The 12,813-nt window shown below is 61.5% G+C and carries 12 protein-coding genes and 1 tRNA gene; 3 read left to right on the top strand and 10 right to left on the bottom strand.

Annotation, left to right across the window (positions count from 1 at the left end; genetic code table 11):
- Nucleotides 1-9: 9 nt before the first annotated feature.
- The 4 genes from secD to queA all read right to left on the bottom strand — a co-directional run bounded on the left by secD (nucleotide 10) and on the right by queA (nucleotide 4,504).
- Entirely contained in the window at nucleotides 10-1,878 is a 1,869-nt protein-coding gene (gene secD / locus ACZ5WQ_RS17465; RefSeq protein WP_464382762.1) for a protein translocase subunit SecD, read from the bottom strand.
- A 61-nt stretch (nucleotides 1,879-1,939) separates the two neighbouring features.
- Nucleotides 1,940-2,272 (bottom strand): preprotein translocase subunit YajC, encoded by a 333-nt coding sequence (yajC, locus tag ACZ5WQ_RS17460; protein WP_088274707.1) that lies wholly within the window; start codon nucleotides 2,270-2,272, stop codon nucleotides 1,940-1,942.
- Nucleotides 2,273-2,330: 58 nt separating this feature from the next.
- Nucleotides 2,331-3,449: a tRNA guanosine(34) transglycosylase Tgt gene (gene tgt / locus ACZ5WQ_RS17455; protein WP_228247515.1), complete on the bottom strand. Its 1,119-nt coding sequence runs from the start codon at nucleotides 3,447-3,449 to the stop codon at nucleotides 2,331-2,333.
- Between the two features lie 5 nt (nucleotides 3,450-3,454).
- Nucleotides 3,455-4,504 carry a tRNA preQ1(34) S-adenosylmethionine ribosyltransferase-isomerase QueA gene (gene queA / locus ACZ5WQ_RS17450; protein WP_088274703.1) on the bottom strand — a complete coding sequence of 350 codons (1,050 nt, stop codon included), beginning with the start codon at nucleotides 4,502-4,504 and terminating at the stop codon, nucleotides 3,455-3,457.
- Between the two features lie 153 nt (nucleotides 4,505-4,657).
- On the opposite strand from queA, the gene ACZ5WQ_RS17445 reads away from it, so the two are divergent.
- Nucleotides 4,658-4,744: transfer RNA gene (locus tag ACZ5WQ_RS17445), tRNA-Leu, on the top strand.
- Nucleotides 4,745-4,784: 40 nt separating this feature from the next.
- Here ACZ5WQ_RS17445 and ACZ5WQ_RS17440 read toward each other — a convergent pair.
- The 5 genes from ACZ5WQ_RS17440 to ACZ5WQ_RS17420 all read right to left on the bottom strand — a co-directional run bounded on the left by ACZ5WQ_RS17440 (nucleotide 4,785) and on the right by ACZ5WQ_RS17420 (nucleotide 9,497).
- Nucleotides 4,785-6,662 (bottom strand): DUF7844 domain-containing protein, encoded by a 1,878-nt coding sequence (locus tag ACZ5WQ_RS17440; protein ID WP_464383668.1) that lies wholly within the window; start codon nucleotides 6,660-6,662, stop codon nucleotides 4,785-4,787.
- Nucleotides 6,663-6,667: 5 nt separating this feature from the next.
- Nucleotides 6,668-6,979 (bottom strand): DUF2388 domain-containing protein, encoded by a 312-nt coding sequence (locus ACZ5WQ_RS17435; protein ID WP_233049035.1) that lies wholly within the window; start codon nucleotides 6,977-6,979, stop codon nucleotides 6,668-6,670.
- 73 nt (nucleotides 6,980-7,052) lie between these two features.
- On the bottom strand, nucleotides 7,053-7,769 hold the full coding sequence (locus ACZ5WQ_RS17430; protein WP_228247504.1) for a ZIP family metal transporter: 717 nt from the start codon (nucleotides 7,767-7,769) through the stop codon (nucleotides 7,053-7,055).
- A 75-nt stretch (nucleotides 7,770-7,844) separates the two neighbouring features.
- A complete protein-coding gene (trxB, locus tag ACZ5WQ_RS17425) occupies nucleotides 7,845-8,792 on the bottom strand; it encodes a thioredoxin-disulfide reductase (protein WP_228247505.1) in 948 nt (315 codons plus the stop codon).
- Nucleotides 8,793-8,897: 105 nt separating this feature from the next.
- Complete coding sequence (locus ACZ5WQ_RS17420; protein ID WP_088274697.1) at nucleotides 8,898-9,497, bottom strand: peroxiredoxin; 600 nt, start codon at nucleotides 9,495-9,497, stop codon at nucleotides 8,898-8,900.
- A gap of 152 nt (nucleotides 9,498-9,649) precedes the next feature.
- Here ACZ5WQ_RS17420 and cysZ point away from each other — a divergent pair, with 152 nt between their 5' ends.
- Both cysZ and ACZ5WQ_RS17410 read left to right on the top strand, forming a co-directional pair.
- On the top strand, nucleotides 9,650-10,393 hold the full coding sequence (cysZ, locus tag ACZ5WQ_RS17415) for a sulfate transporter CysZ (protein WP_464382761.1): 744 nt from the start codon (nucleotides 9,650-9,652) through the stop codon (nucleotides 10,391-10,393).
- A 53-nt stretch (nucleotides 10,394-10,446) separates the two neighbouring features.
- Complete coding sequence (locus tag ACZ5WQ_RS17410) at nucleotides 10,447-11,643, top strand: glycosyltransferase family 4 protein (protein ID WP_464382760.1); 1,197 nt, start codon at nucleotides 10,447-10,449, stop codon at nucleotides 11,641-11,643.
- A gap of 22 nt (nucleotides 11,644-11,665) precedes the next feature.
- On the opposite strand, the gene ACZ5WQ_RS17405 is transcribed toward ACZ5WQ_RS17410, so the two are convergent.
- Nucleotides 11,666-12,775, bottom strand: coding sequence for an NADH:flavin oxidoreductase (locus tag ACZ5WQ_RS17405; protein WP_228247508.1), 1,110 nt, complete (start codon nucleotides 12,773-12,775; stop codon nucleotides 11,666-11,668).
- Between the last annotated feature and the right edge of the window lie 38 nt (nucleotides 12,776-12,813).

Here is a 12,813-nt window from a genome sequence, read left to right as displayed (position 1 = left end):
GGTGTTTCCTCACAGCCAGAGCTTTTTGATGTCGCGACCGCCAACGGTCAGATTGACCAATGCGCGAGTCACCAGGATGGCACTGAACATGGAGGTCACAATCCCCAGCGACAGGGTTACGGCGAAGCCCTTGATCGGACCGGAGCCCATGGCAAACAGAATGACCCCGACCAACAGGGTAGTCAGGTTACCGTCCACGATGGCTGAAAATGCCTTGTCAAAGCCTTCATGCACCGCACGCTGTGGCGACATGCCGTTGGCGATCTCTTCCTTGATACGGGAGAAGATCAGCACGTTGGCATCCACCGCCATACCCAGCGTCAGCACGATACCGGCGATACCCGGCAGTGTCAGAGTGGCACCGAGCATCGACATCAGCGCCAGCAACAGCACCAGGTTGAAGCTCAATGCGATACCGGCAAACACACCAAAGGCGCGATAGACCAGCACCATGAACACCAGCACCAGTACAAAGCCGACCTGAGTCGCAGTCACACCTTTGGCGATATTCTCTGCCCCCAGGCTCGGGCCGATCGTACGCTCTTCAACAAAATGCATCGGCGCCGCCAGGCCGCCGGCACGCAGCAGCAGCGCCAGCTCGGAGGCCTCAGCCGGCGAGTCCAGACCGGTGATGCGGAACTGATTGCCCAGCGCGCTCTGGATGGTGGCCAGGCTGATAATCGATTTTTCCTCGACGAACGCCGGAATCTCGACCTCCTGCATCACACCATCGACTTCCTGCATAACCTTGCGGTTGACTTGGCGCTGCTCAATGAACAGCACCGCCATGCCGCGGCCGATATTGCTGCGGGTGGCACGGTTCATCAACTCGCCGCCGTGGCTGTCGAGGTTGATATTGACCTGCGGGCGACCGTTCTCGTCGTAGTTGGAACGGGCGTCGGTGACCTGGTCACCGGTAATGATGATGCTGCGCTCAACATCGGCCGTACGCCCCTCTGCGCTGCGGAAGGCAAAGGACTCGGTGGTTGCGCGCGGCGCATCAGGCTCGGCCGCCAGACGAAACTCCAGGTTGGCGGTCTTGCCCAGAACCCGCTTGGCCTCAGCGGTATCCTGCACGCCCGGCAACTCCACTACGATACGGTTGGCGCCCTGACGCTGCACCAGCGGCTCGGCCACCCCCAGCTCATTGACCCGGTTACGCACGGTAGTCAGGTTCTGCTGCACCGCGTAATCGCGAATCGCGGCCACTTCGGCCTCGGACAGGGTCAGCTGCAATACAGCCTGATCCTTGAGTTCGGCATTGGCAGTCACAAATTGATTGTACTTGCCGGCAATCAGGCGACGGGCTTCACTGCGCTGGTCTTCGTCGGCAAAGCCGAACTGCAGGGTGTTGCCCTGGGTCGGCAGACTGCGATAGCGAATCCCCTCAGTGCGCATCAGGCCCCGCAGCTCACTCTGGTAGACATTGACCCGAGACTCGATGGCCTTGTCCATGTCGACCTGCAGCAGAAAGTGCACACCACCGGACAGGTCCAGACCCAGTGTCATGGGGCCAGCCCCAATTGCAGACAGCCAGTCCGGCGTGGTCTGCGCCAGGTTTTGCGCCACAACATAGCGCGCGCCGAGCGCGTCACGGACAACATCCTGCGCCTTCAACTGATCACTGCGATTAACCAGACGCACCAGGCCGGAGCGGCCGTTGGCACCCAGTTCGGTGCCCTTGGTCGGCAGATTGGCTGCAGCCAGCGCCTGCTCGATGCGGTCAAGATCAGCCTGATCGATGACCTGAGTGGAGCTGGCGCCGGAGATCTGAATGGCAGGGTCGTCGGGATAAAGGTTCGGCAACGCATAGATCACGCCCAGTGCAAGCACGGTCACGATCAGCAGGTATTTCCAGAGGGGATAACGGTTGAGCATATCAGGGCCTGATAGCAGTCCGGGCGCCTGATGGGCGCCCGGAACGGGGTCTGCGAGGTAATTAGATGGCTTTCAGCGTGCCCTTGGGCAGGACAGCAACAATGGAGCCTTTCTGGAATTTCAGTTCCTGGCTATCACCCACTTCCAGCACGACGAACTCGTCGGTCACTTTCTTGACCTTGCCCAGAATGCCGCCACCGGTTACTACTTCATCACCGGTCGACAGGCCCGCCAGCAGGTTCTTGTGCTCTTTGGCACGCTTGGCCTGGGGGCGCCAGATCATCAGATAGAAGATGACCACGAAGCCGATCAGAAAGATCCACTCAAAACCGGTACCCGCCGGTGCGGCGCCACCTGCAGACTGTGCCATGGCGGCGGGGATGAAAAAGCTCATGTGACGCTCCTGTTATTGAACTGCGAAAAATCGGTTATGGGGGCGCTCCGGCCACCATTCAAGGCTCCAGCGGCGGTACCGGCCGGCCCAGTTTGGCGTAGAAGTTTTCCACAAAGGCGGTCAATGTACCCTGTTGAATGGCACCGCGCAAACCTGCCATAAGCCGCTGATAATGCCGCAGGTTATGGATGGTATTGAGCATGCTGCCGAGCATTTCGCCGCACTTGTCCAGGTGATGCAGATAGGCGCGGGAGAAGTGCTGACAGGTGTAGCAATCACAGGCCGGATCCAGCGGCGACTCATCGTGGCGATGTACCGCGTTGCGGATCTTGATCACGCCCGCCTCGGTAAACAGGTGACCGTTGCGCGCATTGCGGCTGGGCATCACGCAGTCGAACATGTCCACGCCGCGGCGCACACCTTCTACCAGATCCTCGGGTTTGCCTACTCCCATCAGGTAACGGGGTTTTTCCGGCGGCATGTGGCCCGGCAGAAAATCCAGCACGCGGATCATTTCTTCCTTCGGCTCGCCGACCGACAGGCCTCCGATCGCCAGGCCGTCAAAACCGATCTCGCTCAACCCTTCCAGCGAGCGCAAGCGCAACTCTTCGTGCATACCGCCCTGAATGATGCCGAACAGCGCTGACGGATTATCGCCGTGGGCCTGCTTGGAGCGCTTGGCCCAGCGCAACGACAGCTCCATCGAGCGACGAGCCGTATCCAGATCCGCCGGATAGGGCGTGCACTCATCAAAGATCATGACGATGTCCGAGCCCAGCGCGCGCTGCACCTGCATGGATTCTTCCGGCCCCATGAACACCTTGGCACCATCAACCGGCGAGGAGAAGTACACCCCCTCCTCCTTGATCTTGCGCATGGCACCCAGACTGAATACCTGAAAGCCGCCGGAGTCGGTCAGAATCGGCCCCTGCCATTGCATGAAATCGTGCAGGTCACCGTGCCTGCGGATCACCTCGGTCCCCGGGCGCAGCCACAGATGGAAGGTATTGCCGAGAATGATCTGCGCACCGATGGCCTCGATATCGCGCGGCAGCATGCCCTTCACCGTACCGTAGGTACCCACCGGCATAAAGGCCGGCGTCTCGACCACCCCGCGGGGGAAGGTCAGCCGACCACGGCGCGCCCTGCCATCGGTGGCAAGCAGTTCAAAGGACATGTGACTCATGACGATACCTCAGGCCCGGTCGGGGCCGGATTGCGGGTGATGAACATCGCATCACCGTAACTGAAAAAACGGTACTTTTCGGCCACCGCTGCACGATAGGCAGCCATGGCCTCGGGATAACCGGCAAACGCCGACACCAGCATCAGCAGGGTCGACTCGGGCAAGTGGAAGTTGGTGACCAGCGCGTCCACCACATGAAACGGCTTGCCCGGATACAGAAAGATGTCCGTGTCGCCACTGAACGGTTTGAGCACGCCATCGCGAGCAGCCGACTCGAGCGAGCGCACACTGGTGGTGCCCACCGCGATCACCCGCCCGCCGCGCGCCTTGCAGGCCTCGACCGCAGCCACAACCTCGGGCGTAACCTCCAGCCACTCCTGATGCATGACGTGCTCTTCGATCTTGTCGACCCGCACAGGCTGGAACGTACCCGCGCCGACATGCAGGGTGACCTCCGCCGTCTCCACGCCCAACTCGGCGATGGCATCGAGCAGCGGTCGGTCGAAATGCAGCCCGGCGGTCGGCGCCGCTACGGCACCTTCGCGCTTTGCATACACCGTCTGATAGCGCTCGCGGTCCGCCTCGTCATCAGGGCGATCGATGTAGGGCGGCAGCGGCATGTGACCGACCCGCTGCAGCAACGGCAATACCGGCTCGGCAAAACGCAGCTCGAACAGCGCATCATGGCGTGCCACCATCTCGGCCTCGGCGCCACCATCGATCAGGATACGGCTGCCCGGCTTGGGGGATTTGCTGGAACGAATGTGCGCCAGCACCCGAAACTCGTCGACCACTCGTTCAACCAGCACTTCCAGCGCACCGCCGGTCTCCTTGCGACCAAACAGGCGGGCCGGAATTACCCGGGTATTGTTGAACACCATCAAATCGCCGGGGCGCAGATACTCGAGCAGATCGACAAATTGACGGTGAGCCAGCTGGCCGGTCGGCCCGTCGAGGCACAACAACCGACTGGCGCGCCGCTCGGCCAGCGGATGCCGTGCGATCAGCTCATCGGGCAGGTCGAAATGAAAGTCACTGAGACGCATGCGCTAAGGAAGTCCGGAGTTACCTGGGAAAGGGCGCTATGGTAGCCGAAAACCGCTGCCACGGCGATCAGCCAGCGCGCACAGGATTGACCGAGACCGTTCGGGCTCCGTATACTCCGCGCCAGCCAGCGTACGCTCGTACGCACCTGCATTGCCCCGATGGCGGAATTGGTAGACGCGGCGGATTCAAAATCCGTTTCTGGTGACAGAGTGGGAGTTCGATTCTCCCTCGGGGCACCATTCGTTCCCAACGAATGGATTTCAGCACATTCTCTCCCGGTTATTTCTCAACGCTTTTCAGTCGTCGGACCTGCGCATGCAACCGTTCAAGATTGCGCTGCCCGGCCGCCAGGCGTTGCTGCTGCTCAGCCGACAGCAGCGCGGGCAATACCGATTCCAGCCGGCCTTCCAACCCCAGCAATACATTCTTGCGCTGATCGCCAAGCTGACTCAACGCCTGCCATTCTTCCGGCTGCGGCAGACCATAACCCTCAGCCAGCAAATCCGCAGGACGGCTGAGAAATCCACGTTCGCGAAGCAGTGCTGCAACCAGCTCTCCAGCGGCGCGCACACTCTCCTCACTATCGGCACCGCGCAGATAACGCACCTTCAGGGCATGCTGCGCGTCAAGAAGCTGCCGTCGCAGTGCTGCCTGCTCAAGCAGTAATAACGCCGCCGTCGAACGCAAATCGGCGTGCTCAAACCACCGCGCACGTGCCTCGGGAGGCAGCGCCAGCCACTGCTCAAACCCCGTGACCTGAACCCCCAGCCGCTCGCGCAACAGCGCGAATATCGACCGATAGCGTTCAGCATAGGAATCGAATCGATAGCCCAGGCGCAGGGCCTCGGTCGCATCAGTCAGCACACTGGCGTTTGCCATCCCGCGCGCTTCGAGCAACTGCAGCAGGCTGATCGGTGTCTGGCTTTCGAGATCAATCAGGCGTTCGCTACGACTGCCGGTACGCAACAACTTGAGCGTCTCGACGGCGCAGTTGTTACCGACGAAAAAGTAACGGCCGTCATATGCCCAATGCAGCTGGGCAGCCTGCTGCACAACGCCCTCAATCTCGTCACGACTCAGTTGCAGCGGCACCGAACGCAGGGAGCGCAACTCCTGCTTGGTGTAGTCATCAACCACCTGCGCCAACGGCAGCATAAACAGCCGCGACGGGTACTGCCCCACCAGCCCATCCCAATGCGACAGCTGCACATCGTCAACGTAGGCCCGGAACGACAACACCAGATCCTGCTCAAGGTCGAGCAGGCAGTCCGGCCCACGAGGGCGCCCGGGCGCGCAGACCACCAAGCGCAGCATACTGTGCCCCCAGCGGCTGGCCAGCGTCTGATCCGGCTCTGCCAGCAGGTAATGCACCGCGTACACCCGCTCGGGATCGAGCCATCCGAGCAGCGACTGGTGATTGTCGGCCCCCGCGTTCAGGTAAGGATAGACATCAGGGCAGCGAGTATCGAAGGGCGCCCAGTCAAAGTGTTCAACAAAAAACCGATAGAGAGCTGGCCGCCGACACCCATAACTCGGGTCCAGCAGGAAGTACTCGGCATTAACCGCGACGAATTCGGCAGGACTGCCTAACTCATAGGCATCAGGTGAGCGCAGCAACTGGCGATTTTCGCGCTCACGCCGACCACGGCCACCGACCCACTCGGGCCAGCCGGCCAGATCCAGTAATCGCGGATCATCGCGCAACCGAAAGCGCCGTTCGGTCTGCCCGCGGCAATGGGGCGGCAAGCCTACCGGGCCCTGAGCGTGCTGCCGCGCAGCGCAGCGCCAGTCGAGACCGGCCGGTCCCAACCGGTCATAGAGGTGCGCCAGCTCGTGCACCAGAGTGCGCTGTGCCAACAACTCGTCCTGATCAACCAGCAGGCGCGCGCTCAGCAGAATTTCATGATTAAAGGTCGCGCGACCCACCACGCGCGGCTTGAGGTCGCCTGCCCAACGCACACTGACGATCTGATCAAGCTGCTCCTTCAGGCGCGGCGGCAGACGTTCGTCGACCTGTTCGAGCAGGTCGTATGTAAAGCGTTGCTGCTGCGAAGTCAGCCCTGCCAGCTCGGGCTCCAGTCGCAAGGCGGCGCTGATCTGCACACTCCAGATCAGCGCCAGCAGCAAGGCAAACCGACACGGCAAGCCGGTCAACACCTTGCTCAACGGGCCAGAATATCCTCGGCCAGCTGCATATCGGTGGCCAGCGACGCTGGTTGCCGAGCGCGCAAATGCGCCAGTGCAGCCTCCAGATGCACGCCGCGGATCGCACCATCGCTGGCGACAAAGCTGGCCGCATCGTCCCGCGCCTGCAGCACTACCTTGTCGTTCCCACCGGTAGTGACATTGCTGCTCGACTCGGCACTGTTGGCCAGCGAGGAGCCGATGGCATCAGTAGTACCAATAAAGCTGCTAGCCGAAGCTGTAGCGGCAAGCGAGAACGATGCTGCCACCATCAGATAACGTGATTTCATGTAGTTCGTCCTTTTCATAAGACTCGAAGCCGAGCCCAACTGACCGACAACCGCTCGGCGATCTGTGCCGCGCTCACCCCATCGTCAACTGGTGCCCGACCATGCCCAATACAAACCCGAGCACCGCGCCCATTGGCGGGGCCCACTTGCGTTCCAGCTTCGCCTGCGGGGCGATGTCCTGGAACACTGAATAACAGATGCCGCCGGCGGCAAACAGCATGACCGCCGCCACCGCCTCAGGATAGGCCGCCAGCCAGCCAAACCCAAGCAATCCGAACAACGGGCCCAGCAGCGCCATCAGGGTAAAGCCCTTGGCAATGCGGCGTATTGGGTAATGGGTGCTGGCCCGCAGCTCTCGGCAGGCGTTGAAGCCCTCGGGCAGATTCTGCAGCGCCATCAGACACGCCAGCAGCAGGCCACTGTGACCACCCGCAGCAAAGGCCGCGCCGAGGGCAATCGACTCGGGCACAAAGTCGGACAGCATTGCGGCCATCTGGCTGGCCGGCGTCTTGTTGCGGTACAGAGCGATATCCAGCCACATGAACGCCAGCCCACCAACGATAAAACAGCTGGCCGAAGCCAGTGCATCAACCTTGGCAATACCCTCGGGCACCAGCACCAGCGCGACCGCAGACAGCAATGCACCACCGCCAAAGGCGATGATGCCGTGGCGCAGCTCCTGGTCCAGCCACTTGGGCCGCACCCGCTCCACCCCGGCCAGCAGGGCCCCGGCGGGCATTGCCATGCCGGCCATCAGGGTCAGTCCGATTACCACTAGCCAATCTGTCAAATGCGCCTCCCTGCAGGGTACCTGTCGCTCAATAAAAAACCCCGCTGACGCGGGGCTTTCATTGTGAACCAGCGGTTACATCGCGTCGAGGAAGCGCTCTGCATCCAGCGCCGCCATACAGCCGGCGCCGGCCGAGGTGATGGCCTGGCGGTAGATGTGGTCAGCCACGTCACCGGCGGCGAAGACGCCCGGGATGTTGGTCTGGGTGGCGTTGCCTTCGGTACCGCTCTTGATCTTCAGGTAGCCGTCTTTCATCTCCAACTGACCTTCGAACAGACCGGTGTTGGGGGTATGGCCGATGGCGACAAACACGCCAGCCAGGGCGATATCTTCGGTGCCGCCGGCGTTAAGCGCGATGCGCATGCCGGTCACACCGCTGTCGTCACCCAGCACTTCGTCCAGCGTGGCGTTGAGCTTGAGCTCGATCTTGCCTTCAGCAACACGGGCCATCAGCTTGTCGATCAGAATCTTCTCGGCGCGGAAGGTATCACGGCGATGTACCAGGGTGACCTTTTTGGCGATATTGGCCAGATACAGCGCCTCTTCCACGGCAGTATTACCACCACCGATCACGGCGACATCCTGATTGCGGTAAAAGAAGCCGTCACAGGTAGCGCAGGCAGACACGCCCTTGCCCATGAACGCCTCTTCCGACGGCAGGCCGATGTAACGGGCCGACGCGCCGGTGGCGATGATCAGCGCATCACACTTGTACTCACCGCTGTCACCCCACAGGGTGAACGGACGCTGGGTCAGGTCCACCTTGTTGATGTGATCGAACACGATCTCGGTCTCGAAGCGTTCGGCATGCTGACGCATGCGCTCCATCAGCTCCGGCCCCTGCACACCGGCAACGTCGCCCGGCCAGTTATCCACTTCTGTCGTGGTGGTCAGTTGCCCGCCCATCTGCATGCCGGTGATCAGCACCGGATTGAGGTTGGCGCGCGCAGCGTAAACGGCAGCGCTGTAGCCCGCCGGGCCGGAGCCCAGGATGATCAGGCGAGTGTGACGCACTTCAGACATGTAAACCTCCAGTTTCGCCAGCACGCTGGCGGCAAGAATAAAACGGGCAGCCGAGGGTAAGGGGAACCCTGAACAGCAGCGACTGCCCCAAAACTAGTCAGTTGATCAAAGCTCGGCAGCGTGCTCGGCCAGATAGCGGGCAACGCCTTCGGCGCTCTCCTGCATACCTTTCTGGCCCTTGCGCCAGCCGGCCGGGCACACTTCACCGTGCTCTTCGGTAAATTGCAGCGCCTCGATCAGGCGAATCATTTCATCCACTTCACGGCCCAGCGCCAGATTGTTCACCACCTGATGCTGGACGATGCCGTCGCGGTCGATCAGAAACGACGCCCGCAGGGCAACGCCATCTTCATGCTCCACCCCGTAGGCACGGGTAATCTCGTGCTTGACGTCGGCGACCATGGTGAACTCGACCGGGCCAATGCCGCCCTTCTCCACCGGGGTATTACGCCAGGCGTAATGGGTGAACTGAGAGTCCACGGAAACACCGACAACCTCTGCGCCCAGCGCACGGAATTTGTCCATACGGTTGTTATGGGCAATGATCTCCGAGGGGCAGACGAAGGTGAAATCCAGCGGCCAGAAGAACATCACCACGTACTTGCCGCGCAGCGTCGAGAAATCAAAGTGCTCGACAATGCTGCCATCAGCCAATACCGCCGGAGCAACGAAATCCGGCGCGGAACGATTGACCAGAACGCTCATCCAACCCTCCAGAGCAATACAGGCCGCAGCTTATAGCGACCTGAAACAAGTGGAAATTGCAAAGACTGTATCAGCCAAATAGTTTACCCCTATAGTACCCGGCGAAGCACTGCACATTTCTGCAATACACGTTTCCATCAGGACCCGCACCAATGAAGCAAGTAACGGATGTACTACGTGGCCCCGATTACCTCAAGGAAGGCTGGCAGGTCATCAGGCAACCCGGGCTGCGGCGCTTTGTGATCATCCCGCTGATAGCCAACCTGCTGCTGTTCGCTGCGCTCATCGGCTGGGGAATCCAGCAGTTCAACCTGCTGATGGCCAGACTCATGCCGCAGCTCCCGGACTGGGCCGCCTTTGTCGAATGGCTGCTGTGGCCGATGTTTGCACTGGTGGTCCTGCTACTGCTGTTTTTCGGCTTCAGTGTGCTGGCCAATATCATTGCGTCCCCCTTCTACGGCTTTCTTGCGGAAAAAATTGCCGAGCAGGAGCGCAATGAAGTCAGCCCGCAGACAGGCTGGAAAGACGTCATCGCCGTGATTCCGCACAGCGTTGGTCGCGAACTGCGCAAACTGGCCTATTACCTGCCACGCATGGCCGCTCTTTTGCTGCTGTCACTGATACCGGTAGTCAACCTGATTGCATCGCCGCTGTTGCTGGCCTTCGGGGTCTGGATAATGGCCGTGCAATACGTCGACTACCAGGCCGATAACGACAAGGTCGGCTTCCCCGACATGCTGCGCTGGATGCAGACCCGCCGCAGCCTGTCACTCGGCTTCGGCCTGCCGGTCTACGTTGGCATGCTGATCCCGCTGGTGAACCTGCTGGTAATGCCCGCAGCCGTCGCCGGCTCCACGCTGCTGTGGGTACGTGAGCGCCAGCAACGCGATTCATAAAATGGTCACACCGATGTAACACGGCGATCATGCCCGCTCACCATACTCGGAGCATGACAACATTCCTCGCCCCTGCCCGGCGCTTCGCGCTGGTCACAGAAACCTACCCACCCCAGATCAATGGCGTGGCCAACACCCTTGGCCAGCTATGCAGCGGCCTGCTCGGCCGCCAGCACCAGTTGCAGCTGATCCGTCCGGCACAGCGCGGCGAGCAACCGGGCAGCTCCGCACAGGGCAGTCTGGAGGAACACCGGGTCCGCGGCTTGCCGATTCCCGGCTACCCATCCCTGCAATGGGGCCTGCCAGCCGGACGCCTGCTCACCCGACTCTGGCGCCAGGCCCGACCGGACGCCGTCTACATTGCAACCGAAGGCCCACTGGGCTGGTCTGCCCTGCGCACCGCCCGACGGCTCGGCATTGCGGTAGTCAGCGGTTTTCATACCAATTTCCAGCAATACAGTGACCACTTTCACCTCGGCCTGCTGCACGAGCCCGCCATGCGCTATCTGCGCTGGTTTCACAACCAGAGCCAGACCACCCTGGTTGCCAGCTCAACCCAGCAGCGCGAGCTGAGCCGGTTGGGCCTGAATCACCTGGGACTGCTGGGTCGCGGCGTCGACTGCGAGCGCTTTCATCCGGCCCGCCGAGACGCCACTCTGCGCGCCAACTGGGGGGTTGGCCCGGATGATCTGGTACTGCTGCATGTCGGCCGCCTGTCACCGGAAAAGAACCCCGAGCTGCTCGTAAGCGCATGGAAAGAAGCCGGGAAGAGCACCCGAGACAGCCACCTGAAGCTGGTCGTCGTTGGCGATGGTCCCTCCCTTGCCGATCTGCAGAAACAGCTGCCGGAGGCGATCTTTACCGGTGCAAAAACGGGTGACGAGTTGGCCCGAATCTATGCCAGCGCCGATATTTTTGTCTTTCCCAGCCTGACCGAAACCTTCGGCAATGTTGTCACCGAGGCCATGGCGTCGGGGCTGGCGGTCTGCGCCTTTGATACCGCCGCAGCCCATCAGCACATTCAGGACCGCTACAGCGGCAGCCTGGCACCGCCCGCACACGACCGGGTATTCATCGACAATCTGCGCTGGCTGACGGCGGATCAGGAAGGACGTCGCAGCATCCGCCTGCATGCCCGTCATAAGGCCTGCCAGCTGGACTGGAGTGCGCTGGTAACGCGTTTCGAGCGCTATCTTGTGCAGGCCGCCGAACGGCAGCCTGCGCTGACACAGGCACTCCCGAGCAAATAGCCCGGGTGCCTGCCATTGCGAATCAGACCAGAGTCTTGAGCGCGTCGCGGCTGAAGGGCGCGATGTCTTCGAAGCGACCTTCGCGCACCTTGTCGGCCCACTGCGGATCAACCAGCAGCGCGCGGCCAACCGCAACCAGATCAAACTCGTCCGCATCCAGACGTTCCAGCAGACCGTCGATATTGGCGGTCTGGGCAACCTTGTCGGTGTTGACCATGAACTGCAGGAACTCACCGTCCAGACCAACGCTGCCGACGGTAATGCACGGCTTGCCGGTGATCTTGCGGGTCCAGCCAGCCAGGTTCAGCTCGGAGCTTTCGAACTCCGGCTCCCAGAAGCGGCGCTGCGAGCAGTGGAAGATATCCACGCCTGCGTCAGACAGCGGCGCCAGGAACTGCTCCAGCAGCTCGGGGGTCGGGGCCAGGCGCGCGGTGTAGTCCTGCTGTTTCCACTGGGAGAAACGGAAGATGATCGGATAGTCAGGGCCGACAGCGGCGCGCACTGCCTTGATGATCTCGACGGCGAAGCGACCACGGTTCTCCATGCTGCCGCCGTACTGGTCATCACGCTGGTTGGTACCTTCCCAGAAGAACTGGTCGATCAGGTAACCATGTGCGCCGTGCAGCTCGATGGCGTCAAAGCCAACATCCTTGGCGTCCCTGGCTGCCTTGGCAAACGCCGCAACCACGTCGTCGATGTCCTGCTGGGTCATACCCTTGACCAGCACCTTGCCATCCTTCTGCTTTTCCATCGGACCATAACCCGGCACATCCCCATCCGGCTCGGTACCGAGGCGACGGACGTTGCCGACGTGCCACAACTGCGGCGCAATCTTGCCGCCGGCGGCGTGCACGGCATCAACAACCTGCTTCCAGCCGGCCAGCGCCTCGTCACCATAGAAGTGGGGAACATTCGGGTAGCCGTTGGCCGCGACGTGATCAACCACGGTGCCTTCGGTGATGATCAGACCGACACCGGATTCGGCGCGGCGACGGTAGTAGTCGACCACCGCCTGATTCGGCACACCCTTGGGCGAGAAGTTACGGGTCATCGGCGCCATCACGATGCGGTTGGACAGCTCCAGATTGCCCAGAGTGAAGGGCTTGAACAGCGGGGTTACGGCTGTGGACATACATAATCTCCTGAACGGGGGACAGACCAGAGCGCCTG

This window comes from Halopseudomonas sp. T1L2 (assembly GCF_055397385.1).
Note: the sequence above shows the minus strand (reverse complement) of the source record. Positions and strands in the feature narration are given on the sequence as shown.